This is a genomic window from Amycolatopsis sp. NPDC051061 (genome assembly GCF_040682935.1).
GTDB lineage: Bacteria > Actinomycetota > Actinomycetes > Mycobacteriales > Pseudonocardiaceae > Amycolatopsis.
Genome location: NZ_JBFBBZ010000002.1, coordinates 293,533 through 320,402, shown reverse-complemented (window position 1 = coordinate 320,402; position 26,870 = coordinate 293,533). Strand labels below are relative to the sequence as shown.

The window sequence follows — 26,870 nt, the reverse complement described above, 5'->3', positions numbered from 1 at the left end:
CCATGAGCGTCCATAGGCGCACGCCATGAACAGGCCCGCTCGCCTCGCGGTCGGGGTCGTCTCCGCCGGCCGGGTGGGCAGCGTGCTCGGCGCCGCGCTGGCCCGGGCGGGGCACACCGTGGTCGCCGCGTCGGGGCTGTCCGCCGCGTCGCTGGCCCGTGCCGAGCGCCTCCTCCCCGACGTGCCCCTGCTGCCGCCGGACGAGACTGTCCGCCGGGCGGACCTGGTGGTGCTCGCCCTCCCCGACGACGCGCTGGCCGGCATGGTCCGCGGGCTGGTCGCGACCGGGTCGCTGCGGCCCGGGCAGATCGTCGTGCACACCTCCGGCGCGCAGGGCATCGACGTGCTGGCGCCCGCCGCCGAGGCCGGGGCGCTGCCGCTCGCGCTGCACCCGGTGATGACGTTCACCGGCCGCGAGGAGGACCTCGAGCGGCTGGCGGCCTGCAGCATCGGCGTCACCGCCGCGGCCGACGACGACGCCGCCTGGAGCGTCGGCGAGGCCCTCGCGGTCGAGATGGGCGCCGAGCCGGTGCGCATCCCCGACTCCGCGCGAGCGCTCTATCACGCAGCGTTGACCCACGGCGCGAACCACCTGATGACGCTGGTCGCCGACTGCGCGGAAGTCTTGCGGGAAGCGGGAATCGAGCATTCCGAACGCCTGGTGGCGCCACTGCTTTCGGCGGCGTTGGATAATGTGCTCCGACACGGCGACCGCGCGCTCACCGGCCCGGTCGCCCGTGGCGACGTCGGCACCGTCCGCCAGCACCTCGAGGTGCTGGCGGACCGGGCACCGGACGTGGCGCCGGCCTACCGGGCGCTGGCCAAGCGCACGGTGGCGCGTTCCTCGGCCGCCGGGCTGCTGGACACCGCGGCCGCCAAAGGCCTCACCGAACTCCTCGACGATCCCGCCGAAGGGCACCAAGACCAGTGACCACACCGAAATTCAGCCGCGGCACGTTGAACACGTTCGCGTCGCCCGAGCAGATGAGCCAGGTCAGCCGGGCCCTGCACGGCGTCGGCCGCAAGCTGGCGCTCGTGCCGACCATGGGCGCGCTGCACGCCGGGCACCGCGAGCTGATCCGCCGCGCGAAGCGGCTGCCGAACAACGTCGTGGCGACCTCGATCTTCGTCAACCCGCTGCAGTTCGGCGAGGGCGAGGACTTCGAGGCCTACCCGCGGCCGTTGGAGAACGACCTGGCCGTGCTGACCGAGGACGGCGTCGAAATCGCGTTCACGCCCAGCGCCGACACGCTCTACGGCGAGGGCGCCGTCGTGACCGTGCACCCGGGCCCGCTCGGCGAGGAGCTGGAGGGCGCTGTCCGGCCCGGTCACTTCGCCGGCGTGCTCACCGTCGTGGCGAAGCTGTTCAACCTGCTCCGCCCGGACTACGCGCTCTTCGGCGAGAAGGACTACCAGCAGCTGGTCCTGATCAAGCGGATGGTGCGGGACCTGAACATCGACACGCACGTCATCGGCGTGCCGACCGTGCGGGAGCGCGACGGGCTGGCCCTGTCGTCGCGCAACGTCTACCTGACGCCCGAGCAGCGTGAAGACGCCGTCGTCCTGTCGGCCGCCCTCACCGCGGGCGCGTTCGTCGGGCGCGACGGAGCCGACGCGGTCCTCGAGACCGCGTGGAAGACCCTCGCCGCGCGGCCCGCGGTCGAGGTGGATTACCTGGAGTTGAGGGGAACCGACCTCGGGCCCGCGCCCGTCGACGGTGAGGCACGACTGTTGATCGCGGCCCGGGTGGGGAGTACCCGGCTGATCGACAACGTCCCGGTGTTGCTCGGCGCTGCCGTGGAACACCCGGAGCGGCTGGACGCAGGGGAATAGGAGTCCACTATGTACCGCACCATGCTCAAGTCGAAGATCCACCGGGTCACCGTGACCCAGGCCGACCTGCACTACGTCGGCTCGGTCACCGTCGACGAGGACCTGATGGAGGCCGCGGACCTGCTGCCGGGAGAACAGGTGTCCATTGTGGACGTCACCAACGGGGCGCGGCTGGAGACCTACGTCATCAAGGGCGAGCGCGGCAGTGGCGTGCTCGGCATCAACGGCGCCGCGGCGCACCTGGTGCACCCGGGTGACCTGGTCATCCTCATTTCGTACGGTCAGATGGACGACGCCGAAGCCGCGACGTACGAGCCGCGCGTGGTGTTCGTCGACGCGGACAACCGGGTCGTCCACCGGCACGCCGACCCGGGCCACGCGCCCGAGGGTTCGGGGCTGCTGTCCGGCACGGTGACCCTGCCGCCGGAGGAGGAGACGGCGGTGTTCCCGGTCGCGGAGACGGCGGACGCGCGCCGCCTCGACGCGCTGCTGCACGCGGAAAGCTGACCCGCTTGCTGCTCACCGTCGACGTCGGCAACACGAACATCGTGCTGGGGCTGTACTCCGGCAGCGAACTGGTCGGCGACTGGCGCATGCGCACGGACGCGCGCATGACGGCCGACGAGCTGGCGTTGACGGTGCGCGGCCTGCTGGGCCCGCACGCGGACTCGGTTTCCGGGATCAGTGCTTTGTCGACGGTCCCGGCCGTGCTGCGCGAGCTGCGGGTGATGCTTTCGCGGTACTACGCCCGCGTTCCGAAGATCGTCGTCGAGCCGGGAGTGCGCACGGGCGTGGCGCTGCTGGTGGACAACCCGAAGGAGGTGGGCGCGGACCGGCTGGTCAACACGCTGGCCGCGCACCACCTGCACGACACGGCTTGTGTGGTGGTGGACTTCGGGACGTCGACGAACGTGGACGCGATTTCCGCGCGGGGCGAGTTCCTGGGCGGGGCGTTCGCCCCGGGGATCGAGATCTCGGTGGACGCGCTGGCGTTGCGCGCGGCGGCGTTGCGGAAGGTCGAACTGGTGCCGCCGCGGTCGGTGATCGGGAAGAACACTGTGGAGTGTCTGCAATCCGGGATCCTGTACGGCTTCGCCGGGCAGGTGGACGGGTTGGTCCGCCGGATCGTCCGCGAGCTGTCCCCGGGCGGGACGGAACCGGTGGCGGTGCTGGCGACCGGCGGTTTGGCACCGCTGGTGATCGGCGAGTCGGAGACGATCACCGATCACGTGCCGGATTTGACGCTGCTGGGGTTGCGGCTGGTTTTCGAGCGGAACACCCGCCCCTGACCGGGTGGCCAGGGGCGGACGGCTCGTCAGTCCTTGGCCAGCCGGCGCCGCTCCAGCACGTAGCCCAGCGCGGTGACCGCCAACGCCGGGAAGGCCACCACCGCCTGGGGGAACTTGGCCGTTCCGGGTGGGTCCACCGCCTTCGACCCGGGATAGGCCAGCGCCGAGATCTGCGTCAGCCAGTACAGCGACGCCAGGACCGCCCCGGCGTCGAGACCGGCCCGGCTCGGCCGTCGCCACAGCTGCCAGAGGCTGGTGGTCCCGAGCGCGAGCCCGAGGCTCATCGTCTGGCCGTTGTGGAACTTCGCGTGCGGGGGCCACGCCGGGTTGAGCACGTGCGTTTCGTTCCAGTCGGCGCGGTACGGGCCTACGGCCGTCACCACCGATACCAGCGAGATCAGGGTTCGCCCCAGTGATTTCCTGCTCATCACGCCAGTATCGAACCTCTACCTCGATCGAGGTCAATCACCGGCGGCGGGCGCGGAACACCCAGGTGCGCAACGGCAGCTCGAACTCGCCGGACGCGGTGTGCGGATTCGCCGCGAGGAAACGGCGGATCTCCGCCAAGACCGCGGCCGCGTCCGCCGGATCCGCGACGATCAGGTGCGAATGCGTGGCGATCGTTTCGACGAGGCTTTCCGCCGTGCGCCGTTGCGCATGGTGAAACGCCTGGCTTTCGAAGGGCTCGAATGACACGTGGGTGGCGGGTTCCTGGCTGCCGTCGGTCCAGGCCCGGCTCACTCCGGTCCGGCCGAGTTTCGCGAACTCCGCGACCCACGGCACCGAATCGTCTTCGTAGTTCCACATCGGCACCAGTGCGCCGCCCGGGCGCAGTACGCGGCCGATCTCCGTCATCGCCGCCGGCACGTCGAACCAATGGAACGCCTGGCCGACGAAAACCGCGTCGACTTCGGCGTCGGGCAACGGGATCCGTTCCGCCTGGCCCGCCAAGGACGTCGCCGACGGCACCAGCCGCCCCAGTTCGGCGCGCATTTCCGGGTCGGGTTCGACCGCGGTGACGTCGAGCCCGAGCTCGGCCAGGCCGAGGGTGAGCTTGCCCGTTCCGGCGCCCAGGTCGAGCACCCGCCGCGGCGTTCCGCTCGCGCCCGAAAGGCCCCATGCGAGCGCTTCCCGCGGGTAATCGGGCCGGTGCTCGGCGTACGCGGCCGCGCGGCTGCCGAAGGAAGAAGCCCGCCGGGCGCGGGTGGGATCACTCACCGGCCCAGGTTAATGGACGGAAAGGAAAGGTAATCCGGTTGGCGTAGCGCGCGGCCGGGTTCGTACCCTATGGCCATGACCGAAAAGCCCCCTCCCACCAGCGAGCCCGCCGAAGACGAACTGCCCGAGCAGATGCGGGTGCGCCGGGAGAAGCGCGACCGGATCCTCGCGGAGGGTATCGATCCCTACCCGGTCGAGGTCCCCCGGACGCACTCGCTCGCCGAGGTGCGGGCGGCGCACGAGGGACTGCCCGTCGACACCGCCACCGGCGAGACGGTCGGCGTCACCGGCCGGGTGATGTTCCTGCGCAACACGGGCAAGCTGTGCTTCGCCAGCCTCCGCGAGGGCGACGGCACCGAGCTGCAGGCCATGATCAGCCTGGCGAAGGTCGGCGAGGACGCGCTGGCGGCGTGGAAGTCCGACGTCGACCTCGGTGACCACGTGTTCGTGCAGGGCGAGGTCATCACGTCCAAGCGCGGCGAGCTGTCCGTGATGGCCGACGCCTGGCGCATCACGTCGAAGGCGCTGCGCCCGCTGCCGAACGCCTACAAGGACCTCGCCGAGGAAACGCGGATCCGGCAGCGCTACGTCGACCTCATCCTGCGCCCGCGCGCGCGGGACGTCGTGCGCACGCGCGCCGGCGTGGTCCGGTCGCTGCGGGAGTCGTTCCACCGCCGCGGGTTCACCGAGGTCGAGACGCCGATGCTGCAGACGCTGCACGGCGGCGCCGCGGCCCGCCCGTTCGTCACGCACTCGAACGCGTTCGACCTCGAGCTTTTCCTGCGGATCGCGCCGGAGCTCTACCTCAAGCGCTGCGTCGTCGGCGGCATCGAAAAGGTCTTCGAGATCAACCGCAACTTCCGGAACGAGGGCAGCGACTCGTCGCACTCGCCGGAGTTCGCGATGCTCGAGTACTACGAGGCCTACGCCACCTACGACACGAATGCGGTGATGACGCGGGAGCTGATCCAGGAGGCCGCGCAGGCGGTGCTGGACACCCAGGTCGTCACCCTGGCCGACGGTTCGGAGTACGACCTGTCCGGCGAATGGACCACCCTCGGAATGTACGAGTCGTTGTCCGATTCCCTCGGCGAAGAGGTGACACCGGAGACGCCCGCCGCCAAACTGCACGGATTCGCGCAGGCCAGGGGCCTGGAAGTGGATCCGAAGCTCGGGCACGGGAAGCTGGTGGAGGAACTGTGGGAACACCTCGTCGGCGATCACCTGCACGCCCCCACGTTTGTCCGTGATTTTCCGCTGGAGACGTCGCCATTGACGAGGCAGCACCGCTCGCGGGCCGGCGTGGCCGAGAAGTGGGACCTCTACGTGCGCGGATTCGAACTCGCCACCGGATACTCCGAGCTGGTCGATCCGGTCGTCGAACGGGAACGGCTCACCGAACAGTCGCTGCTGGCGGCGCAGGGCGATAGCGAAGCCATGCGGCTCGACGAGGATTTCCTGCGGGCCCTGGAGTACGGAATGCCGCCGAGCGGCGGCGTCGGAATGGGAGTCGACCGGCTCCTCATGGCGCTGACCGGTCTCGGTATCCGGGAGACGATCCTCTTCCCGCTCGTGCGTCCCGAATAACCCGGCCGTGTGGGATAGCCACCAGTTATGGCAATGAGATTTGCGCTGCTCTCCCGAAGCGGGTACTAATGTTCTAGACAAAGACTTCTGTCCCGGGGCTCGCCCCGTAACCAGATCATTGAGCAAGTCCCCGCAGGAGGAATCGGATGGCACAGAAGGTGCTCGTCTCGCTGGTCGACGACCTCGACGGCAGTGAGGCGGAAGAGACCGTCGAGTTCGGTTTGGACGGCGTCAGCTACCAGATCGACCTCTCTTCGGATAACGCCGAGGAGCTGCGGGACGCGCTCGCCCAGTATGTGGAGCACGCGCGGCGCGCGGGTGGCCGCAAGCGCGCTTCGGTGCGGCCGGTCACGGGCAAGGGCCCGGCCCGGCCCGCCGCCGTCGACCGGGAACAGAACCAGGCCATTCGGTCGTGGGCGCGCAAGAACGGTTACGCCGTTTCGGACCGGGGCCGGATCCCCTCCGAGGTCGTCGAGGCCTACCACAAGAAGAACTGAGGGTCCTTCAGCTGTCCGGGTGTCCGCAGGTCACCGGGACGACTGGGGAAACTCCTCGAAGCGGGGTTCCAGCCGAGGCCGCCGGGCGAATTCGCCCGGCGGCTTTGTTCATGTCCGGTCGCTGTCCGGTGTCCGTTCGGTGTCCACCCGGGCCATCCGGGCGTACTCGGCGGGCGGCTGACCCGTCACCGCGCGGAAATCGCGGATGAAGTGCGACTGGTCGCTATAGCCCAATCGAACCGCCAGACCGGCGTAATCCGGCGCTCCTTCCGCGGCGATCCGCCGCGCCGCGTCGTTGAGGCGGTATATCCGGATCGCCCACTTGGGTGTGCAGCCGACGTGTTCGGCGAACAACCGCTGCGCGGACCGGGTGGTTAGTCCAGTATCGGCGCAGAGTTGCGCCACCTGGGTAATTCCCGGATCGCGCGCGATTGATTCCACGGCCCCGGCGGCCTGCCGCGCGGCCGTCGACCGCTCCGCGGGATTTGCGATCAGCAAGTTGTCGACCGCGCGGACCATTTGCGCGTCATCGGCGGCGGTCCGCACCGATTCCGCGGCTTCGATCGCCTTCGGCCCGAAAACGTCCGCGAGCGGGACAGCGCGGTCGGCGATGTCACTCACCGGGCCATCGAGGAACGCGCGGAAGCACCCGGGCCGGAAACGCACGCCGAGGCCCTGGACGCGGCCTTCGAGGTGGTGGGAAAAAACGTCGTGGGCCGGGCCGTACACACCGGACGCCCCGGGGAAGAACGTCACGTGCACCGCGAGGTTCGGCAGGACGCGCTGTTCGTGGGGTGGCTTGCCGCGCCGGTCCCAGCGCAGTACCCAGTGGTAGTCGACGAATTCCGCCAGTTCGGGTGCGGGTGCGTGCCGGGTCAGCGTGAACATCGTGCGCGCGGTGGCCTCGGCCACGATGCCGCGCGGGATCCGGTGCTCGCCCACGCTGTCCACGGTAGCTGTCGCGTTCGTTCAAGACGGCTTCTTCGGCCGGAGGATTGGATCGCGGGATGACTGCCGAGCTCATCCGGCCCGCCGCGGCCGGGTTCCTCCGGGTCGCCCACGCCGTGGCCGACCTCACCGTCCCGACGCCGTGTGCCGGCTACGACGTCCGCGGGCTGCTCAACCACCTTCTCTACTGGGGCCCGTGGCTCGTCGCCGCGGGACGCCGCGAGGACCCGCCGTCGCCGTCCGCGGGCGAGGCGGAGGCGGCGCTCGTCACCGACGACTGGCGGGCGGCGCTGGAGAAGCAGACGGAGACGCTCGTGGACGTCTTCGGGACGCCGTCGGCGTGGACCGGCACGACGGCGCTGGGGACCGCGCGGCTGCCGGCGTCGGTGGTCGGCGACATGGTGCTGGGCGAGTTCGTCCTGCACGGCTGGGACCTGGCCCGGGCGAGCGGCCAGGAGCTCCGCTGCGCGCCAGGGGCGGCGACGGCGGTGTACGAGTCGGCGGTGGCCATGGGCGAGCAGGCGCGGTCGATGGGGGTATACGGGCCCGCGGTTCCGGTGGCACCGGACGCTCCGGTGCTCGAGCGGGCGCTGGGAGCCTCGGGGCGCGATCCGGCCTGGACGCGCTAGCTCACCGGGAACAGGTGCGGGGGCAGCCGTCGCACTCGGACTCGGCCGGGAGCAGGTACGAAAAGCAACAGCTCTCCCGCCGCCGCGTCCAGTCGCGGTCCACCAGGCGCAACGTCGAGGCCGACGTCAGCGGCGGGTACCGCGTGTCGAGGACCAGGGCCGCGTCGGCGACGCCCGCGCCCTCCGCTTCCGCCGTGCCGCCCGCCCGGCCCGCTCCCCACAGGGCGTTCTCCAGGGCGTCGGTCGCCGCGGCCCAGAGCGTGCGGCGGCCGAAGCGGCTGTGCGGCCCGTAGGCCTGGACGAACTGGGCCGCGTGTGCCGTGTAGCGGGCCCGGAGGACCGCCGCCAGGGCTCGCTCGTCGCGGACCACCGTCGCTCCCGGGGCGGCCGAGGCCGGGTCGGTCGGCAGGCAGCGGAAACCGTCGCCGAGCACCGCCAGGGCGTCCGGGTACGGCTGCCCGGCGCCGACGCGGAACGCCAGGTCCACGGGCCGGAGCGCGGGCACCCGCCGCTCGTGGTGCAGCAGCAGCGCGCCGACCTGGGCCGGGACGTGCAGGTACCACGCGATCAGGTAGGCGTCGGCGGTCCGGGGCGGCGCCTCGCCGTACTCGCGCCGCAACCACCCGGTCAGCCGTGTGCGCCACTCGTCGAAGAAGCCGGGTCCGGCCAGGGCCGTCGAGCAGCGGATCCAGCCCGCCGGGACGTCCCGCCGCAGGTGGAGCCGCCGCAGGGACGGCGCGAGGCCGTCTGTCTGGCGGGTGCTCGGCTGCGTCAACGACATCCTCCTTAGGTCTGCCTAACCTAACAGGATCCGCCGATCGGGTGGCTGTCACCCCGGTCACTCCCAGGTTGCGGACCTGTTCGCGGTGAGCGGACACCGCGCGGATGGCGGAATCCGGGTGGCCACTCGCACGTTGGGGTTGACGTAAAGGTGCAGGGCAACCTGATGATGGAAGCATCCGGAAGACCCCACGTCCGGGTGCGGGAAAGACCGCGAAGAGCCGTAGTGGTACGCCAGCGCGACCAGTTGGCTACTAGAGTGGTCTCACGGTGCTGAATCCATCGCGGTGAAAGCACGATGGACAACGGACCGCCGGCGCAGCAGTCGAGGGAGTGCACATGTTTGAGAGGTTCACCGACCGCGCGAGGCGGGTGGTTGTGCTGGCTCAAGAAGAGGCCAGGATGCTCAACCACAACTACATCGGCACCGAGCACATCCTCCTGGGTCTGATCCACGAGGGTGAGGGTGTCGCCGCCAAGGCGCTGGAGTCGCTGGGCATCGCCCTGGAGGGCGTGCGTCAGCAGGTCGAAGAGATCATCGGCCAGGGCCAGCAGGCGCCGAGCGGGCACATCCCGTTCACGCCGCGGGCGAAGAAGGTGCTGGAGCTGTCGCTGCGCGAAGCGCTGCAGCTCGGCCACAACTACATCGGCACCGAGCACATCCTGCTGGGCCTGATCCGCGAAGGCGAAGGCGTCGCCGCGCAGGTGCTGGTCAAGCTGGGTGCGGACCTCAACCGGGTCCGTCAGCAGGTGCTGCAGCTGCTCTCGGGCTACCAGGGCAAGGAGTCCACCGAAACCGGTTCCGGCGGCCGTGGTGAAGGCACCCCGTCGTCGTCGCTGGTGCTGGACCAGTTCGGCCGCAACATGACCGTGCTCGCCCGCGAGGGCAAGCTCGACCCGGTCATCGGGCGCGGCAAGGAGATCGAGCGGGTCATGCAGGTCCTGTCCCGCCGGACCAAGAACAACCCGGTGCTCATCGGCGAGCCCGGCGTCGGCAAGACCGCCGTCGTCGAGGGCCTCGCGCAGAGCATCGTCAAGGGCGAGGTGCCCGAGACGCTCAAGGACAAGCAGCTCTACACGCTGGACCTGGGCTCCCTGGTCGCCGGCTCCCGCTACCGCGGTGACTTCGAAGAGCGCCTGAAGAAGGTGCTCAAGGAGATCAAGACCCGCGGCGACATCATCCTGTTCATCGACGAGCTGCACACGCTGGTCGGGGCGGGTGCCGCCGAGGGCGCGATCGACGCGGCTTCGATCCTGAAGCCGATGCTCGCCCGCGGTGAGCTGCAGACGATCGGCGCGACCACGCTCGAGGAGTACCGCAAGTACATCGAGAAGGACGCCGCCCTCGAGCGCCGGTTCCAGCCGATCCAGGTCGGCGAGCCGTCGCTGGAGCACACGATCGAGATCCTCAAGGGCCTGCGCGACCGGTACGAGGCGCACCACCGCGTCTCGATCACCGACTCGGCGCTGGTCGCCGCCGCGACCCTGGCGGACCGGTACATCAACGACCGGTTCCTCCCGGACAAGGCGATCGACCTGATCGACGAGGCCGGCGCGCGGATGCGCATCCGCCGGATGACCGCGCCGCCGGACCTGCGCGAGTTCGACGAGAAGATCGCGAACGTCCGCCGCGACAAGGAGTCCGCGATCGACGCGCAGGACTTCGAGCGGGCCGCCCGCCTGCGTGACGAGGAGAAGACGCTCCTCGGCCAGAAGGGCGAGCGGGAGAAGCAGTGGAAGGACGGCGACCTCGACGTCGTCGCCGAGGTCGACGACGAGCAGATCGCGGAGGTGCTAGCCAACTGGACCGGCATCCCGGTGTTCAAGCTGACCGAGGAGGAGACCACCCGGCTGCTGCGCATGGAGGACGAGCTCCACAAGCGCATCATCGGCCAGGAGGACGCGGTCAGGGCCGTCTCGCAGGCGATCCGCCGTACGCGTGCCGGTCTGAAGGACCCGAAGCGCCCGTCGGGCTCGTTCATCTTCGCCGGCCCGTCCGGTGTCGGTAAGACCGAGCTCTCCAAGGCGCTGGCGGCGTTCCTGTTCGGCGAGGACGACGCGCTCATCCAGATCGACATGGGCGAGTTCCACGACCGCTACACCGCTTCGCGGCTCTTCGGTGCCCCTCCGGGCTACGTCGGCTACGAAGAGGGCGGCCAGCTGACGGAGAAGGTGCGTCGCAAGCCGTTCTCGGTGGTCCTGTTCGACGAGATCGAGAAGGCGCACCAGGAGATCTACAACACGCTCCTGCAGGTGCTGGAGGACGGCCGCCTGACCGACGGTCAGGGTCGCACGGTCGACTTCAAGAACACGGTCCTCATCTTCACGTCCAACCTGGGCACGTCGGACATCTCGAAGTCCGTCTCGCTCGGCTTCGCCGGAGGCAGCGACTCCAGCACGAAGTACGAGAAGATGAAGCAAAAGGTCAACGAGGAAATGAAGAAGCATTTCCGCCCGGAGTTCCTGAACCGGATCGATGACATCATCGTGTTCCACCAGTTGACCAAGGACCAGATCATCATGATGGTCGACCTGATGATCAACCGGGTGGAGAAGCAGCTCAAGGCCAAGGACATGGAGCTGGAGCTGACGTCGAAGGCGAAGGCCCTGCTGGCCAAGCGCGGCTTCGACCCGGTGCTGGGTGCGCGGCCGCTGCGCCGCACGATCCAGCGCGAGATCGAGGACCAGCTGTCGGAGAAGATCCTCTTCGGCGAGGTCGAGCCCGGCCAGATCATCCTGGTCGACGTCGAGGGCTGGAGCGGCAACCCCGAGGACAAGGACGACCAGGCCAAGTTCACCTTCCGCGGTGAGCGCCGGCCGTCCTCGATCCCGGACGCCCCGCCGGTCAGCATCGGCGCGGGCCACGAGGAGCAGGGCGGCGAAGCCGAGAGCGAGTGATCGGCTGAGTTGGTTCGCAGGAAGGGCGGTTCCCCTCGGGGAGCCGCCCTTCTCGCGTCTGGCGAGTTCCGCCCATAAGGCGTACATTATAGTCGTCGGATGGAGTGGGAGATCGAACTGCACGACGAGGTCGATCGGTGGTTCGGGGACCTGTGCCGGGACGACCCGATCTCGGCGGACCGGGTCGAAGAGGCGATCGACGTGCTCGCCCGTGAAGGACCTCGCCTCGGCCGCCCGTTGGTCGACCGGATCAAAGGCTCGAGCCTGCACAACTTGAAAGAGCTACGACCGGCATCCGCGGGGAGCAGCGAGATCAGGATCCTCTTCGCGTTCGACCCCGTCCGACGCGCGTTGCTCCTGGTCGCCGGCGACAAAGCCGGGAACTGGAAGAGCTGGTACGACCGGAACATCCCGATCGCGGAGCACCGGTTCCGCGAGCACCTGAGGCACGGAGAGGAGGGCTGAGATGAGCCGGACCTGGAAGGAAGTGAAGGCGGACAAGGCGGCCGTCGATCGGGAGGCGGGCCGGGACGTCGAAGCCGCTCGAACCGCCGCGCGCGAGGCCACTCAGGCCTACGTGCTCGGGTTTCGCCTGGCTCAGCTCCGCGAGGACGTCGGCATCAGCCAAACCGAGCTGGCGCGGCGGATGGGCGTCAGCCAGCCGCGGATCAGCCAGCTCGAGCAGGGTGATCCCGGGCAGATGGAGCTGGACACCCTCCGCCGCTACATCACGGCGCTCGGTGGACGGATGCGGGTGGTCGCCGATTTCGAGGACCACGATGTCACCGTTTCGGCCGCGGAGCGGGGTTCCGCCGACGCCTGCGCCTGACCGAGGGACGCCCCCGGACCCGTGAGACGATGCCCGCGGGCCTTGGGAGGGGAATCCGCGTGGACGTGCTGTCGATCGACTTCGGAACTTCCAGCACCGTCGGCGTCCTCTCCGCCTTCGGGCGCGGGCCGCGGGCCATCGAGGTCGATGGGTCCGTCACCATGTCCTCCGCCGTCTTCGTCAACGATGACGGCCTGCTCGTCGTCGGGCAGGATGCCGAACGGCGGGCGCGGCTCGATCCCGGCCGGTTCGAGCCCAACCCCAAGCGGCGCATCGACGAAGGCACCTTGCGGCTCGGCGACACCGCCGTGGACGTCACCGATGCCTTCGCCGCCGTCTTGCGCAGGATGGGTGAGGAAGCCGAACGGCAGCTCGGGCGACCGCCCGGGCAGACGCGGATCTCGCACCCCGCCGGCTGGGGCGGCACCCGGCAGGAAGCGATCCGCACCGCCGCCGCCAAGGCCGGGCTCACCGATGTCCGGCTGATTCCCGAGCCCGTCGCCGCGGCCGCGCACTACGCGAGCATCGGCCACCGCGACACCGGCCCGATCGGCATCTACGACCTCGGCGCCGGCACTTTCGACTGCGCCGTTGTCGGGGTGTCCCGGCAGGGCTTCGCCGTACTCGCCGAAGGTGGCCTGTCCGATCTCGGCAGCCTCGACATCGACCAGGCCCTGCTCGTCCACATCGGACGCTCGGTCTCGCACGCCGATCCCGCGCAGTGGCAACGGCTTCTCCGCCCGCAGTCCACCACCGACCGCCGCGCCCGGCGTGCGCTGCTGCAGGACGTCCGTGACGCCAAGGAAAGCCTCTCCCGCCACACGCAGACCCACGTGCCGATGCCCGAGCCGTTCGGTGACGTCCTGGTCAGCCGCGACGAGCTCGAAGCGCTCGTCCGGCCCAGCCTGCTGCGCAGCGCCGAGCTGCTCGCCGAGACGATCCACCGCGCCGGCCTGAACCCCGGGCAACTCGCCGGCGTCTACCTCGTCGGCGGCCCGAGCCGGATGCCGCTGCTGGCCACGCTGCTCGGGCGCCAGCTCGGCGTCACGCCGACCACGCAGGACCAGCCCGAGACGGCCGTCGCGTTCGGCCTTCACCACGTGCCGCTGGGCAACACCGCCGACCTCACCGTGCCCGCGTTCGCGCCGGTCCGCCCGCCCGTGACGCCGCCGCGGCCGCAGCCCTGGCAGCAACCGCAACCGCAACCGCAGCAACGGCCACCTCAGTACGCGCCGCCGCCGAAGCCGGAGAAGAACGCCAAGCCGTGGCTCATCGCGCTGGCGGTGCTCGTGGTCGTCGCGATCGTGGTGACCGTGCTCGTTCTCGTCACCTAGTGCGACTCGCGTACTTCACCGGCGAGCTCAAACCCGCCTGACGGCTCACCAGGCCTGGTCCATCCGCGGGCCCTGGCGGTAGAAGTCGTCGTCCGCCATCGGGCCGGGCGGCGGTGCGACGGCCGGGGCCTCGGCCGACCGGTCCTGCAGCACCGTGTCAGTCCGCTCTTCGCGCCGCGGAACAGACGGCCGAGGCGCCGGCTCGAACTGCTCCCGCCAGCGCAGCCGGTCCATCAGGTAACCGCCGCTGCCCAGGGGCGCCAGCAGCTGACTGGTCCGCTTCGCCGAGTCCCGCTGCGCTTCGACGTAGGTGCGAAGCACGGCGTCGGCGATCTCGTCCGGCGACATCCGCGAGACGGCGTCAGTGAGCCGAAGCTGGGTCAGTACGCCGTCGGTGTTGACCGATACCGAGACGGCGCTGTCGGCGGACGTCGCCGTCGCCGACAGTGCGGACAGCTCGCCTAGGAGGCTTTCGCGGTCCGGTTTCGCTGATCGGTCGGCCATCCGATCATGTAAACACCGTTCAGCCGCCCGTCAGGGTCTTTCACAAGGGGTGTGCCTCAGATCACGGCAGCGGTCAGTGTTCCGCGCCCGCGCTGACGGCCAGGTCTTCCGTGGTCCGCAGCGCCGTGTCCACCAGCACCTCCAGCGCGTCGGCGATGCGGTCCACCCCCAGCGACGGCGCGGCCTTGCCGGACGCCGCCACCTGCTCCGGGCTGAACGGCACGTGCACGAACCCGCCGCGCACGTCCGGCAGGGTCGAAAGCAAGTGCATCAACCCGTAGAAGACCTGGTTGCACACGTACGTCCCGGCGGTGTGGGACACCGAGGCCGGCACGCCCGCCGCGCGGATCTCCGCCACGCACGCCTTCACCGGCAACGTCGTGAAGTACGCCGCCGGGCCCTCGGGGACCACCGGGACGTCCACCGGCTGCTCGCCCGCGTTGTCGGGGATGCGCGCGTCGATCAGGTTGACCGCGACGCGCTCCGGCGTCACCTCGAGGCGGCCGCCCGCCTGGCCCACGCACACCACCAGCGACGGCCGGTGTTCCTGCACAGCAGCGAACAAAGCCGGCAGCGACGCGGCGAACTCGCACGGCAGCTCGACCGCGGCGACGTCGTCGCGGCGCGCGGCGAGTAGGGAAACCGCCTGCCACGACGGGTTCACCGACTCCCCGTCGAATGGCGCGAACCCCGTCATCAGCACCTTGGCCATCTGTCCTCCCCAATCGCCATGAAGGGCACCCTCGTGGACTTTAAAGCCATGAGGGTGCCCTTCACGAACTACGGGATCAGGCGGCGGGCTTCAGCCCACCCGGGAAGAGGTACTGGTCCGCGGGCTTGCCGGCGCCGTACACCCACGCGTCGAAGAACCCCTGGAGGTTCTGGTGCGCGATCTTCTCGGTGTACCGCTGGAAGTCCTGCATGCTCGCGTTCCCGTTCCGGTGCAGCGACGGCCAGGTCTTGAGCACCCGGTCGAACGCGGCCTGCCCGACGTAGTTGCGCAGCGCGTGCAGCATCATCGGGCCCTTCGAGTACACGTACGTGAACTCGTTGCCGGCGCCCATGTCGTACAGCTTGCCGTTCCAGAACGCCGTCGACGCCTTCTTGACGTCGTCCGCGTACTGCTTGTTCAGGTCGACGCCCTCCTTGGCCTCGTCCCAGAGCCACGTCGCGTACGACGCGAAGCACTCGTTCAGGCAGACGTCACGCCAATGCGACACGGCCACGGAGTCGCCGTACCACTGGTGGGCGTTCTCGTGGACGATCGTCGGCACCGTGCCGGCCCAGCCCGCGGAGTAGATCGGCCGGCTCATCGTCTCCAGCGAGAAGCCGATCTGCTCGTTGAGGAAGATGCCGCCCGCCGCGTCGATCGGGTACTTGCCGAACTTCGACTCGAGGAAGTCGAGGATCTCCGGCAGCCGCGCCTCGGCCTGCTTCGTCGAGTCGGGGACACCCGGGGCGAACGCGCTGACGATCGGCGTGCCGTCCTTGCGCTTCTGGCGGTCGAAGGTCCACTTGTCGATCGCGACCGTCGTCATGTACGGCACGATCGGCGTTTCCTCGGCCCAGACGTGCGTGGTGCCGCCCGGTGCCTTGAACGACGGCTTCTCGCGGCCGTTCGCGATCACCCCCCACTCGTCGGGCACGGTGATCGCGAGGTGGAACGTGGCCTTGTCGAGCGGGGTGTCGTTGACCGGGTACCAGGTGGTCGCCGACTTCGGCTCGCCGGCGACGAACGCGCCGCCGGCCTGGGCGTACTGCCAGCCGTTGTTGCCGAGCGACGGGTCCTCGATCGGCGCGGGCACGCCGTGGTAGTCGATCTTGACCTCGAAGTGCTCACCGCGCCGCAGCGACCGCGACGGCGTGACGACCAGCTCGTGGTCGCCGGTCCGGCTGAACTTCGCGCCGCGGCCGTCGACCTTCACCGAGTCGACGGTCAGGCCGCGGAAGTCGAGGTTGAACGAGCTGAGCGACTGCGTCGCCCGCGCGGAGATGTCCTGCGCACCCTTGAGCTGGTGCGAGGCGGGGTCGTAGCCGACCTTGAGGTCGTAGTCGGCGACGTCGTAGCCGCCGTTGCCGTCCTGCGGGTAGTAGCTGTCGCCGGCGCCGTCGCTGCCCGGCTTCGCGGCGCCCCAGTCGTTCCCGGCGGCCGCGACCCCGCTGCTCAAGCAGATGCCGGTGAGCAGCGCGGCGGCGAGCACCACCGGTTTCTGTCCCCTCATGAACGCTCCTGTCCGTCTGGGGTGGACGTGGAACCGCAACGTAGCGCCACGAACGTCCCGCCGGGCGGTATGACGTCGTATTTGTCCGGAAAATCAGCACTTACGTCGGTGCCGCTCCGGCCATCCGCCCCCGGCGCCCGGGCGCGGTCTGGAAAGCTGGACGCATGCGCGTTGCGCTGCTGGGCCCGCTGCGGGCGACCGACGACGAAGGCACGCCGATCGACATCGGCGGAGCCCGCCTCCGCATGCTCCTGGCGCGGCTCGCGCTGGACGCCGGGCGCGCGGTCCCGGCCGACGCGCTCGTCGACGGACTCTGGGGTGCCGAACCGCCCGCCGACGCCGCCAACGCCCTGCAGTCGCTGGTCTCGCGGCTGCGGAAGGCGTTGCCGGTGGCCGTCGAGTCGGGCCCCGGCGGCTACCGGCTCGCCGTGGCCCGCGAAGACGTCGACGCCGAGCGGTTCGAACGGCTCGCCGCCGACGGCCGCCGGGAACTCGCCGCGGGCCGGGACGCCCACGCGGCCGAGCTGCTGGCCGAAGCACTCGGGCTCTGGCAGGGCGGCGCGCTCGCCGACGTCCTCGACGCGCCGTTCGCGTCCGCGCCCGCCCGCCGCCTCGCCGACCTGCGGGCCGAGGCGGCCGAAGACCGGTTCGAAGCCCTGATCCGGCTGGGCGAGCACGCCGGCGTCCTCGCCGACCTGGCCGCCGCGGCCGACGCCGACCCGCTGCGCGAGCGGCTGGCCGGGCTGCGGATCCGCGCGCTCTGCGCGGCCGGGCGCCAGTCGGAGGCGCTGAGCGTGTACACCGGGATCCGCCGCACCCTGGCCGACCAGCTCGGCGTCGACCCGTCGGCCGAGCTGCAGGAGATCCACCTCGCGGCGCTGCGCGGCGAGTTCGCGCCGCCGGCACCGGTCACCGACCGGCTGCCGACCCGGCTGACCACGTTCATCGGCCGCGACGACGAGCTCAAGCTGCTGGCCGAGCTGCTCGGCGGCGCCCGGCTGGTCACCCTGGCCGGCCCGGGCGGGGCGGGCAAGACGCGGCTGGCCACCGAGGCGGCCTCGCGGCACCCGGCGCACGCACGCGGCCGGGTGTGGTTCGTGCCGCTGGCCGGCGTCCGCGATCCCGGCGATGTCGTCGGCGCGGTGGCCGGCGCGCTGGAGGTGCGCGACATCCGCAGCGCCGACACCGAGGTGCGGCGGCGGCCGGACCTGCTCGGCCAGGCCGCCGAGGTGCTGGCCGGCGGCGAAGCGCTGCTGGTGCTGGACAACTGCGAGCACGTCATCGACGCGGCCGCGACGCTGGCCGACGACCTGCTGAGCCGCGCGCCCGGGTTGCGGATCCTGGCGACCAGCCGCGAGCCGCTGGCCATCACCGGCGAGGCACTCTGCCCGCTCGGGCCGCTGCCCGTGCCGGCCGAACGCGCGGCGCCCGCCGAATCCGCCGAACTGGACTCGACGCGGTTGTTCCTCGACCGCGCGAGCGCGGTCAAGCCCGACTTCGTGCTCGACGAGTCCACTGTGGACGACGTCGGCCAGATCTGCCGCCGGCTCGACGGGATGCCACTCGCCCTGGAGCTGGCCGCCGCGCGGCTGCGGTCGATGACGCCGGCCCAGATCGCCGCCCGGCTCGACGACCGGTTCCGGCTCCTGACCTCGGGCAGCCGCACCGCGCTGCCGCGGCAGCGGACGCTGCGCGCGGTCGTCGAGTGGAGCTGGGACCTGCTCACCGAGCCGGAGCTGGTGCTCGCGCGACGGCTCGCGGTGTTCCCCAGCGGTGCGCCGATGGACGCCGTCGAGCGGGTCTGCGCGGACGAGTCGCTGTCCGCCGCCGACGTCCCGTACGTGCTCGGCACGCTCGTCGAGAAGTCGATTGTGGACACTGTGAACCGCGGCGGGGAGCCGCGGTACCGGATGCTCGAGACACTGCGGGCCTACGCCGGCGAGCGGCTCGCCGAGTCCGGCGAGCGGGACGCGTTCCAGCGCGCGATGGCGAACTACTACGTCGGCCTCGCCGAATGGGCGGAACCGTTGCTGCGCACCGGCGAGCAGCTGTCCGCGATCGACGTCTACGAAGCGGAGTCGGCCAACCTGACCGGCGCCCTGCGTACGGCCATCGAAATGTCCGATGTGGACACTTCGGTGCGGCTGCTCAACGGGATGTTCTGGTACTTCACCATCCTCGGGCAGGGCCAGCGGGCCGAGGAGCTCATCGACGCGGTGCTCGGCTTCGGTGACCGGCTGCCGCCTGACGTCAACGCCGCCTACCGCGCGATTTCGCGGCTGTTCCACCAGGTGCCGTCGCGGTTCCCGATGGACGGCGTCCGGGAGGTGGTCGACGAGTGCGTCCGTACCGGGGCGGTGGGGAAGTACCCGGGGTTGTCCGTGGCGCTGCCGATGCTGGCGTTCCTTGGCGGCGATCGCGAGCTCGCGATGCGCGAGGTGCACCGTGCGCAGGCCGACGACGACACCTGGACCCGCTCGGGCGGCTACTGGGTCGAAAGCTTCCTGCTCGACGACACCGGGGACGTCGAAGGCGCGGACCGGGCCCGGGACCTGGCGCACGCGGGCTTCCTCGAAGTCGGCGACCGCTGGGGCACGGCGATGACGTTGAGCTTCAAGGCGAACGCGCTGTCCCAGGCCGGCAAGGGCGAGAGCGCGATCGACGTCTACGAGCAGGGACTTGCGCTGTCGATGGAGCTGCGCTCGCCCGAGGACGTCGTCCAGCACTGGTGGCGCCTGGCCATCGAACGCGCCCGCCTCGGCGACCTCGAAGGCGCGTGGCGCGACCAGGAGGCCGCCGAGCGCTACGGGCGGGCGTTCGAGAACCCGCAACAGCGGGCGATCCTGATGTTCGGCCGGATCGAGCTGTGCCTGCGCAGCGGGCGGGTGGCCGACGCACGCGCGCAGCTGACCCAGCTCCGGTCCCTGACGTGGGAAGCCGCGTTCCCCGAGGGCATGGGCGAGGAGTGGGTGAGCGCGTTCGAGGCGCGGCTCGCGCTGGCCGAGCACCGGCCCGACGTGGCGGAGGCGCACGTGGTCAAGGCCATCGCCACGAGCCGGGATCGCGGTGACATGCCGGACCTCGCCGGCGCCGTCGAGCTGCTGGCGCTGGTCCGCGACCGGCAGGGCCGGCCGGAGGAGGCGGCCCGGACGCTGGGCGCGTCGGCCCTGATTCGCGGCCGGTTCGACCTCGGCAGCCCGGAGGTGCGCGAGCTGATCGCCCACCTGCGCGCGGAGCTTTCCGACGCGCGGTACGAAGAGCTGATCGCGGCGGTGCGCGCGATGTCCAAAGAGGACGCCATCGCCGAGCTGTACGCCGCGATAAGCTGAAGGGGACGCCCTCGCGGACGTCCCCTCCAGCTCCCCCTGGCGCGACTCACCCCCGTGCGTCGGCGCCTTTCAGACCCGCCGGCGGTAGGCCCAGGTGGCCAGCGGGAAGAACACGATCACCGCACCGGCCATCCAGGCCAGCGCCCCGGCCAGCGGCCCGGCGACGGCGCCGCCGTTCATCAGGCCGCGCAGCGCGTTCGCCATCAGGCTCACCGGGCTGATGTCCGCCCACGCCTTCAGCCAGCCCGGCATCGTGGCCGTGCTGACGAACACGTTGCTGCCGAACGTCAGCGGCATGATGAAGACGAACATCAGCGCCTGCGCCGACCCCGGCGACTTCATCACCATGCCGACGAACACCGAGCCCCAGCAGAAGCACAGGCCGAACGCCAGCGCCAGCAGGATCGCCACGGCGAACTCGCCGGGGCTGGTCGCGATCCGGTAGCCCATGATCGTCGCCACCACCATCAGCACGACCAAGCAGACGACGTACCGGACGACGTCGGCCAGCACCGCGCCGATCAGCGGAGCCGACCGGGCGATCGGCATGCTCCGGAACCGGTCGAACACGCCCTTGGTGATGTCGGTGTTGAGGTTCGTGCCGACCGTGAGGCACGCCTGCAGGATGTTCATCACGATGACGCCCGGCACGACCATCTGCAGGTACGCGTCGGTCGACCCGGACAGCGCGCCACCGAACAGGTAGACGAAGATGACCAGGAAGATGATCGGCATCAGCGTGACGTCGGCCAGCTGTTCCGGGTTCTTGCGGATCTTCAGGATGCCGCGCCAAGCCAGGGAAAGCGCGTGCTGGAGGCCCTTCGCAGGGCTGATGTGCCGCGGCGGGGCCGGGCGGTCGAGCGCCAGCGTCGTCATGCCAGGCTCCCTTCGAGGTCGCGGGTGGTGTCTTCGGTCGGCTCGTCGGCGGTGTGCCCGGTCAGGGCGAGGAACACCTCGTCGAGGCTGGGCAGCCGCAGCGCCAGCTCGTCCGCGGTGATCCCGGCTTCGTCCAGCTTGCGGACCAAAGTGGACAGCAGCACCGGGTCGTTGACCGGCGCGGTGAGCAGCCCGCTGGCGTCGTCCCGGGTCGGCTTGACGCCGGACAGGTCGCCGAGGATCCGGTTGACGGCGTCCATGTCGGACAGCTGGGTCGGCCGGACCTGCAGCGTCTGCCCGCCGACGCGGCGCTTGAGCTCGTCGGCGCGGCCGTCGGCGACGACCCGGCCGTGGTCGAACACGGTGATCTTGTCGGCCAGCTGGTCGGCCTCTTCGAGGTACTGCGTGGTCAGCAGCACCGTCGCGCCCTCGGCGACGAGGTTGCGGACGACGGCCCAGACTTCGTTGCGGGCGTGCGGGTCGAGCCCGGTGGTCGGCTCGTCGAGGTAGAGCACCTCGGGCCGGCCGACGAGGCTGGCGGCCAGGTCGATCCGCCGCCGCATGCCGCCCGAATACGTCCGGATCGGCCGCTTGGCCGCGGCGGTCAGCTCGAACCGCTCGATCAGCTCGACGGCCCGCGCCTTGGCCTGGGCGCGGGACAGGCCGTAGAGCCGGCCGATGAGCATGAGGTTCTCGATGCCGTTGAGGTCCTCGTCGACCGACGCGTACTGCCCGGTCAGCCCGATCAGGCTGCGGACCCGCACCGGGTCGGTGACGACGTCGAAGCCCCCGACCGTGGCTCTGCCGGAGTCGGGTTTCATCAGTGTCGCCAGGATGCGGATCGCGGTCGTCTTGCCCGCGCCGTTCGGCCCGAGCACCCCCACCACCTGGCCGTAGGGGACCTCGAGGTCCACCCCGTCGAGCGCCTTGGTGTCCCCGAAGTGTTTGACCAGGCCCTCGGCCTGGATCGCGTGCGACATGGGCGTTCCTCCTTCACTGTCGCTTTCTGAGGATGACTTTGGACGATGGCGCTGGCAGGCCGCGCACAGCGCGCTGGCAGGCGCTGGCAGCCGCTGGTGGAGATCTTGTGGAGGAGTTGTCGGCGCCCGGGCCCGGCGGCGGGCACCTCGGCATACTCGGCACATGACCGTTGCGGAAGAGACGCGCGTCCGGCGGAAGAACCCGCTGGTCACGGCCCTGCTGGTGGTGCCGCTGGTGCCGCTGGCGGCCCTGGTCGCGCTGCGCCTGATCGGCTACGACGGCGACTGGTACACCCTCGTCGCGTTGTCGCTGACGCCGTACGTGGCGGCCGCGGGCGTGGTGTTCGGCGGGCTGGCCCTGGCCCTGCGGCGCTGGTGGGCCGGCGGGATCGCGCTGGTGCTGGCGATCGTGCTGGCCGTCCTGGTGCTGCCGCGGCTGTCGGCGAGCGACCAACGCGACGTGCACGGCAAGACACTGCGCGTGCTCGCTTCCAACCTGCTCTACGGCCAAGCGGACCCGAAGGCCGTCGTCGACCTGGTGCGCGAGCAGCGGATCGACGTGCTGAACCTGGTCGAGCTGACGCCCCGCGCGGTGGACGGCCTGACCGCGGCCGGGCTGTTCCAGGCCCTGCCGTTCCGAGTGCTGCACCCGGCGCCCGGCGCGTTCGGCTCCGGGATCGTGTCGCGCTTCCCGCTGAAGGAGGTCAACCTGACGGGTGACTCGGCGGCCAAGCAGCCGGGCGCGCAGGCCGACCTCGGCGACGGCGTGGTGGCCGAGATCGTCGCCGTCCACCCGATCTCCCCGGACGTCGACACCCCGCAGTGGGAGCGCGAGATCAAGGACCTCTCCCGCGCGGCCGGCGAGCACGGCCTGCGCATCCTGGCGGGCGACTTCAACGCGACGCTGGACCACGCGGCGTTCCGGACGGTGTTGTCCCGCGGCTACAACGACGCGGCGGAAGAGCGCGGCGCGGGGTTGTCCCCGACGTGGCCGTCGTCGTCGCCGGTGGTGACGATCGACCACGTGGTGGTCGACAACCGGGCGGCGGTCGAGGACTACCGGGTGTTCGGCGTCGCGGGCAGCGATCATCGAGCGGTGTTCGCCGAAGTCCGGCTGCCTTAGCTCAGGAGGGCGGCCAACGTCTCGAGCGCGCCGGCCGCGATGGACACGCCCCGCCCGTGGCGGATCTCCGGTTCCCGCGGGTTGATCCGGATCAGCGCACCACTCGCCGCGCTCGCCAGCTCGGCGTAGCGGCGGACCGTCGGCACCGCCTGTCCGGCACCCAGCTCCACCACGACGAGGTCGCGAGCCGTCCGGCGCCACGCCGTCAGCTCGTCCAGCTGGGCCTGGCTGCGGTCCGGCACCCACGAGAAGTCCCCGAACATCAGGATGTTGGGCCGGGCCAAGCCACCGCAGCGAGGGCACGACGGCAGGGGCGGCACCGCGCGCATCGTTTCGGGGTCGATCGAAACGTCGACACCGGAAGCCGGCCAGATCTCGGAAGTGCAGCCGGCCAGGCACTGCAGGTGGTGGATGGATCCGTGCGCCTCGGCGACGTGCGAGAAGCCCGCCCGCTGGAACTGTCCGTCCACATTGGACGTGAACACGCGGGCGCCGCCGGGCAGGCGGGAGCCCAGTTCGAGCAGGAGCCGGAAACCCTCGTGCGGCACGGTCTTCCGGTACAGCGAAAGCCGGTGGCCGTAGAAACCCCAGGCCAGCTCGGGGTCGTCGGCGAAGTGGCGCGGATCGGCCAGCTCCTCGAACTGCAGCCCGAGCCGGGCGTACGGCGGGTACGCGCGCCAGAACCCTTCGCCGCCGCGGAAGTCCGGCAGCCCGGAGTCGACGCCCATCCCGGCGCCGGCGCAGATCAGCAGCGCGCCGGCGCCTTCCAGGAGTTGCTTGCCCCGTTCGAGAGCGTCACTCACCCGGCTGCGAACCGAGGACGACCTCGAACTCCAGCAGGTTCGCCCCGGTCGACACGGGCTTGGCGCGCTCGCCCGAGTGCGCCGCCGCGGCCGGGCCGCCTTTCGCCCACGCCTGGTACGCCTCCTCGGTCTCCCACTTCGTGTACACGAAGTAGCGCGTCTCGCCGGAAACCGGGCGCAGCAGCTCGAACCCGAGGAACCCGGGCTGCTGGTCGACGGCGTGCATCCGCGCCGCGAACCGCTTCTCCAGCTCGGGGCCGGCGCCTTCGGGGACCTCGATCGCGTTGATCTTCACGACACTCATGGCTCCCACCCTAGTTGGCTCCACGGTGTGACCCGTGCCACTGTTGATGCCATGGGGAGTACTGAGCGCGACCTCGCCACCGATATCGCCCGGATCGTCCGCGCCACCGCCGACGAGGTCGCGGGCGGGCAGGGCAATGAACTGATCGAGCGCGTGACCGGCCATTTGGGGGCACCGCTGCCGGAGGTGGTGGTCGTGACCCGCAACTGGCCGATGTGGGAGCACGCCAACATCCAGCGCGGCGTCGACGCCTACCTCGCCGAGCACGGCACGGCGGTGGGCTGGTTCGGCATCGCCGGCGGTCAGCGCACGCACGAGGACCTCATCGGGATGCTCGCCACCGCGCGCAGCAGGGGGATGTACGACCTCGGCTCCGTGGACTACACCACCACGGCGACCGGCCCGCACGACGCGACCGAAGCCGTCCAGCTGGGGCTGGTCGGCACGAGCGCGCCCGGCGGCGAGCCGGTGCTGCTCGCCATCCGCGGTGCGACCCCGCAGTGGGGGCTCGAGCAGTGCCGGCTGGAGGTCCTCGCGACGTCCCGGGCGACCGCCACCGAAGTGCGCAACCACGTCGAGCGGCTGATGGCCGAACACGACCTCCTGCGGGGGCAGGTGCTGGCCTTCGGCACCAGTGAGCACCGCGCCAACGAGCTGCTCACGTTCCTCCCGCGGCCGGCGCTGACCGGCGAGGAGGTCGTGCTGCCGGACGGCGTGCTCGACGCGATCGAGCGGCACACGGTCGGCATCGCGGAACACGGCGAGCGGTTGCTGGCCGCGGGGCAGCACCTCAAGCGCGGGCTGCTGCTGCACGGCCTGCCCGGCACCGGCAAGACGCACACGGTCCGCTACCTGATGGGCCGTCTGCCGGACACCACGGTGATCATTCTGACCGGCGCGGCGATGAAGTTCATCGGCAAGGCCGCGGAGCTGGCGCGGCGGCTGCAGCCGAGCGTGGTCGTGCTGGAGGACGTCGACCTGATCGCGCAGGACCGCAGCTACGGGCCGATGGTCCAGCCGCTGCTGTTCACCCTGCTCGACGCGATGGACGGCGTGGGCGGCGACGCCGACGTCACGTTCCTGCTCACCACCAACCGGGCCGGCGAGCTGGAGAAGGCCCTCGCGGACCGGCCGGGCCGCGTCGACCTCGCCGTCGAGATCCCGCTCCCGGACGCTGCCGGGCGCGAAGCACTCCTCCGCCTGTACGCGCGGGGTTTGACGCTGACGGCGGACCTCGGCCCGATCGTCGAGGCGACGAACGGGATGACGGCGTCGTTCGCGAAGGAGCTGCTGCGGCGGGCGTCGCTGCTGGCGCTGGCTTCCCGGCCGGAGGAGGACGTCGTGGTGGGCGACGAGGAGCTGACGACGGCGCTGCGGGAGATGCAGGAGGCGCGCAGTGCCTTGACGCGGTCGTTGCTGGGCAGCTCAGCTGCGCAGTGAGCCGGGGAAGAGATCGGCATCCGCCGGCAGCTTCGTCCCCCGGAACCACTCGTCGAAGAACGACCGCAGGTTCTGCCCGCTGACCTGCGAAGCCATCTTCTCGAAGTCGGCCCACGACGCGTTGCCGTGGCGGTAGCGGGACGGCCAGTCGTGCAGGAGCCGGGTGAACGCCGGCTCGCCGATCCGGCGGCGCAACGCGTGCAGCGCCAGGATTCCCTTGTTGTACACGCCCTCGAACTCGTGGCCCTGGCCCATGCCGACCAGCTTCTGCGCCCAGAAGTCCGTGCTGCCGCGGGTGATCTCGATCGCCGCGCGGTAACGGTCGTCCAGGCTCTGGCCCTCGCGCTCGGCCCACAGCCACTGCGCGTACGACGCGAAGCACTCGTTCAGGCAAATGTCGGACCAGTCGCGCAGCGACACCGAGTCGCCGAACCACTCGTGGGCGTTCTCGTGCACCAGCGTCGGCAGGTCGGCCCACTTCGCGTACGTCGGCCGGGTCTGCGTCTCCAGCGAGAAGTGGACGTCCTCGTTCAGGAAGATCCCGCCGGCCGCCGACTGCGGGTACGGCCCGAACTTGGCGCTCAGGAAGCCGAGCACCTCCGGCAGGCGGTCGCCGATCGCGCGGCGGTCTTCGGTGCCGGGCGCGTACGCCGTGACGACCGGCGTCCCGTCCGGCAAAGTCGACCTGTCGACACCGAACTTGCCGATCGCGATCGTCGTCAGGTAGCTCGCCACCGGGTTCGGCTCGGTCCACGTTCCCGGCGGACCCTCCCGGCCGTTCGAGATCACCGTCCACCCGGCCGGGACGTGCGCGGTGAGCGTGAAGGACGCCTTGTCGCGCGGAGTCTCGTTCACGGGGTACCAGAACGCCGCCGAGTGCGGCTCGCCGACCATGTACGCGCCGCCGTCGGCCGAGTGCTGCCAGCCGTTCTCGCTGCCGCCGTCGTGCGGGGTCTTCGCCGGGTCGCCGCCATAGCGGACGCGGGTGCGGAAAGTCGTCCCGGCGCGGATCGGCGCCGCCGGCGTGATGACGAGTTCGAACGCCTTCTCGCGGGTGAAGCGGGCCGGCTGCCCGTCGACCTCGACGCCGTGGACGTCGAGCCCGCGCAGGTCGAGGTCGAACCGGCTGAGGTCCTGGGTGGCCTTCGCGGTGACCGTCGTGTCGCCGTCGAGGTGGCCGCTCGGCGGGTCGTAGGTCGCGTCGACGTGGTAGTTCAGGGCGTCGTACCCGCCGTTGCCGTCGTCCGGGTAATACGGATCGCCGGCGCCGGACGCTCCCGGTGCCGGGTGCATCGGGGGCATCGGGGGCGCCGCTGTGACGGCGTCACCGCTGCAGGCCGCGGCGACGATCACCGCGGCGCAGACGGCGAGGGCGGTCGGTCGGCGGCGCATGGGAACCACCTTAGGTGATGGATTGCGATCACTCGATCACGTTCCGCACCTGCGG

At 70.8% G+C, this 26,870-nt stretch carries 25 protein-coding genes and 1 pseudogene; 14 read left to right on the top strand and 12 right to left on the bottom strand.

Annotated elements, in window-relative coordinates; all coding sequences use genetic code 11:
• The first annotated feature begins 25 nt into the window (after positions 1-25).
• The 4 genes from AB0N03_RS04285 to AB0N03_RS04270 are packed head-to-tail and all read left to right on the top strand — an operon-like array spanning position 26 to position 3,122.
• Positions 26-931: a DUF2520 domain-containing protein gene (locus tag AB0N03_RS04285; RefSeq protein WP_364365131.1), complete on the top strand. Its 906-nt coding sequence runs from the start codon at positions 26-28 to the stop codon at positions 929-931.
• Positions 928-1,833 (top strand): pantoate--beta-alanine ligase, encoded by a 906-nt coding sequence (gene panC, locus AB0N03_RS04280; RefSeq protein WP_364365128.1) that lies wholly within the window; start codon positions 928-930, stop codon positions 1,831-1,833. The genes AB0N03_RS04285 and panC overlap by 4 nt, the downstream gene beginning before the upstream one ends.
• 9 nt (positions 1,834-1,842) lie before the next feature.
• Positions 1,843-2,340 carry an aspartate 1-decarboxylase gene (gene panD, locus AB0N03_RS04275; RefSeq protein ID WP_364365126.1) on the top strand — a complete coding sequence of 166 codons (498 nt, stop codon included), beginning with the start codon at positions 1,843-1,845 and terminating at the stop codon, positions 2,338-2,340.
• A gap of 5 nt (positions 2,341-2,345) precedes the next feature.
• Entirely contained in the window at positions 2,346-3,122 is a 777-nt protein-coding gene (locus AB0N03_RS04270; RefSeq protein WP_364365123.1) for a type III pantothenate kinase, read from the top strand.
• A 26-nt stretch (positions 3,123-3,148) separates the two neighbouring features.
• Here the strand turns inward: AB0N03_RS04270 and AB0N03_RS04265 are convergent, their stop codons facing one another.
• A complete protein-coding gene (locus AB0N03_RS04265; RefSeq protein ID WP_364365120.1) occupies positions 3,149-3,550 on the bottom strand; it encodes a DUF6640 family protein in 402 nt (133 codons plus the stop codon).
• A gap of 37 nt (positions 3,551-3,587) precedes the next feature.
• On the bottom strand, positions 3,588-4,340 hold the full coding sequence (locus AB0N03_RS04260) for a class I SAM-dependent methyltransferase (RefSeq protein WP_364365118.1): 753 nt from the start codon (positions 4,338-4,340) through the stop codon (positions 3,588-3,590).
• 75 nt (positions 4,341-4,415) lie between these two features.
• On the opposite strand from AB0N03_RS04260, the gene lysS reads away from it, so the two are divergent.
• Positions 4,416-5,927 (top strand): lysine--tRNA ligase, encoded by a 1,512-nt coding sequence (gene lysS, locus AB0N03_RS04255; RefSeq protein WP_364365115.1) that lies wholly within the window; start codon positions 4,416-4,418, stop codon positions 5,925-5,927.
• Between the two features lie 146 nt (positions 5,928-6,073).
• On the top strand, positions 6,074-6,424 hold the full coding sequence (locus tag AB0N03_RS04250) for an Lsr2 family protein (RefSeq protein WP_364365112.1): 351 nt from the start codon (positions 6,074-6,076) through the stop codon (positions 6,422-6,424).
• A 108-nt stretch (positions 6,425-6,532) separates the two neighbouring features.
• On the opposite strand, the gene AB0N03_RS04245 is transcribed toward AB0N03_RS04250, so the two are convergent.
• Positions 6,533-7,366: a helix-turn-helix domain-containing protein gene (locus tag AB0N03_RS04245; protein ID WP_364365109.1), complete on the bottom strand. Its 834-nt coding sequence runs from the start codon at positions 7,364-7,366 to the stop codon at positions 6,533-6,535.
• A gap of 65 nt (positions 7,367-7,431) precedes the next feature.
• Between AB0N03_RS04245 and AB0N03_RS04240 the strand changes: the two genes are divergently transcribed.
• The gene (locus tag AB0N03_RS04240; RefSeq protein ID WP_364365106.1) at positions 7,432-8,001 is read left to right on the top strand and encodes a TIGR03086 family metal-binding protein; all 570 of its coding nucleotides are present in this window, start codon (positions 7,432-7,434) and stop codon (positions 7,999-8,001) included.
• 1 nt (position 8,002) lies between these two features.
• On the opposite strand, the gene AB0N03_RS04235 is transcribed toward AB0N03_RS04240, so the two are convergent.
• A complete protein-coding gene (locus AB0N03_RS04235) occupies positions 8,003-8,776 on the bottom strand; it encodes a (2Fe-2S)-binding protein (protein WP_364365103.1) in 774 nt (257 codons plus the stop codon).
• Positions 8,777-9,120: 344 nt separating this feature from the next.
• On the opposite strand from AB0N03_RS04235, the gene AB0N03_RS04230 reads away from it, so the two are divergent.
• The 4 genes and pseudogenes from AB0N03_RS04230 to AB0N03_RS04215 form a co-directional block, all read left to right on the top strand.
• Complete coding sequence (locus AB0N03_RS04230) at positions 9,121-11,679, top strand: ATP-dependent Clp protease ATP-binding subunit (protein ID WP_364365100.1); 2,559 nt, start codon at positions 9,121-9,123, stop codon at positions 11,677-11,679.
• A 99-nt stretch (positions 11,680-11,778) separates the two neighbouring features.
• On the top strand, positions 11,779-12,144 hold the full coding sequence (locus AB0N03_RS04225) for a type II toxin-antitoxin system RelE/ParE family toxin (protein ID WP_364365097.1): 366 nt from the start codon (positions 11,779-11,781) through the stop codon (positions 12,142-12,144).
• A gap of 1 nt (position 12,145) precedes the next feature.
• The gene (locus AB0N03_RS04220; protein ID WP_364365094.1) at positions 12,146-12,508 is read left to right on the top strand and encodes a helix-turn-helix domain-containing protein; all 363 of its coding nucleotides are present in this window, start codon (positions 12,146-12,148) and stop codon (positions 12,506-12,508) included.
• A 59-nt stretch (positions 12,509-12,567) separates the two neighbouring features.
• A pseudogene (locus tag AB0N03_RS04215) lies at positions 12,568-13,836 on the top strand (Hsp70 family protein); the annotation flags it as partial.
• Positions 13,837-13,887: 51 nt separating this feature from the next.
• On the opposite strand, the gene AB0N03_RS04210 reads toward AB0N03_RS04215, so the two are convergent.
• The 3 genes from AB0N03_RS04210 to AB0N03_RS04200 form a co-directional block, all read right to left on the bottom strand.
• Positions 13,888-14,346: a YbaB/EbfC family nucleoid-associated protein gene (locus AB0N03_RS04210; RefSeq protein ID WP_364365091.1), complete on the bottom strand. Its 459-nt coding sequence runs from the start codon at positions 14,344-14,346 to the stop codon at positions 13,888-13,890.
• A 73-nt stretch (positions 14,347-14,419) separates the two neighbouring features.
• Positions 14,420-15,058, bottom strand: coding sequence for a pyroglutamyl-peptidase I (gene pcp, locus AB0N03_RS04205; protein WP_364365088.1), 639 nt, complete (start codon positions 15,056-15,058; stop codon positions 14,420-14,422).
• A gap of 76 nt (positions 15,059-15,134) precedes the next feature.
• Entirely contained in the window at positions 15,135-16,568 is a 1,434-nt protein-coding gene (locus AB0N03_RS04200; protein WP_364365085.1) for a M1 family metallopeptidase, read from the bottom strand.
• 164 nt (positions 16,569-16,732) lie between these two features.
• On the opposite strand from AB0N03_RS04200, the gene AB0N03_RS04195 reads away from it, so the two are divergent.
• Complete coding sequence (locus AB0N03_RS04195; RefSeq protein WP_364365082.1) at positions 16,733-19,897, top strand: BTAD domain-containing putative transcriptional regulator; 3,165 nt, start codon at positions 16,733-16,735, stop codon at positions 19,895-19,897.
• 69 nt (positions 19,898-19,966) lie between these two features.
• Here AB0N03_RS04195 and AB0N03_RS04190 read toward each other — a convergent pair whose 3' ends face one another.
• Positions 19,967-20,773, bottom strand: coding sequence for an ABC transporter permease (locus AB0N03_RS04190; RefSeq protein WP_364365079.1), 807 nt, complete (start codon positions 20,771-20,773; stop codon positions 19,967-19,969).
• Complete coding sequence (locus AB0N03_RS04185) at positions 20,770-21,753, bottom strand: ATP-binding cassette domain-containing protein (protein WP_364365076.1); 984 nt, start codon at positions 21,751-21,753, stop codon at positions 20,770-20,772. The genes AB0N03_RS04190 and AB0N03_RS04185 overlap by 4 nt, the downstream gene beginning before the upstream one ends.
• A 163-nt stretch (positions 21,754-21,916) precedes the next feature.
• Here AB0N03_RS04185 and AB0N03_RS04180 point away from each other — a divergent pair, with 163 nt between their 5' ends.
• Positions 21,917-22,876 (top strand): endonuclease/exonuclease/phosphatase family protein, encoded by a 960-nt coding sequence (locus AB0N03_RS04180; protein WP_364365073.1) that lies wholly within the window; start codon positions 21,917-21,919, stop codon positions 22,874-22,876.
• Here the strand turns inward: AB0N03_RS04180 and AB0N03_RS04175 are convergent.
• Together AB0N03_RS04175 and AB0N03_RS04170 are read right to left on the bottom strand one after the other, a co-directional pair.
• On the bottom strand, positions 22,873-23,679 hold the full coding sequence (locus tag AB0N03_RS04175; protein WP_364365070.1) for a Sir2 family NAD-dependent protein deacetylase: 807 nt from the start codon (positions 23,677-23,679) through the stop codon (positions 22,873-22,875). The genes AB0N03_RS04180 and AB0N03_RS04175 overlap by 4 nt on opposite strands.
• Positions 23,672-23,983, bottom strand: a complete 312-nt coding sequence (locus AB0N03_RS04170) for an antibiotic biosynthesis monooxygenase (RefSeq protein WP_086862154.1) — start codon at positions 23,981-23,983, stop codon at positions 23,672-23,674. The genes AB0N03_RS04175 and AB0N03_RS04170 overlap by 8 nt, the downstream gene beginning before the upstream one ends.
• Positions 23,984-24,034: 51 nt before the next feature.
• Here AB0N03_RS04170 and AB0N03_RS04165 point away from each other — a divergent pair, with 51 nt between their 5' ends.
• Complete coding sequence (locus tag AB0N03_RS04165) at positions 24,035-25,423, top strand: ATP-binding protein (RefSeq protein WP_364365066.1); 1,389 nt, start codon at positions 24,035-24,037, stop codon at positions 25,421-25,423.
• Here the strand turns inward: AB0N03_RS04165 and AB0N03_RS04160 are convergent.
• Positions 25,409-26,815: a M1 family metallopeptidase gene (locus AB0N03_RS04160; protein ID WP_364365063.1), complete on the bottom strand. Its 1,407-nt coding sequence runs from the start codon at positions 26,813-26,815 to the stop codon at positions 25,409-25,411. The two genes, AB0N03_RS04165 and AB0N03_RS04160, sit on opposite strands and share 15 nt — an antisense overlap.
• Positions 26,816-26,870: the final 55 nt, after the last annotated feature.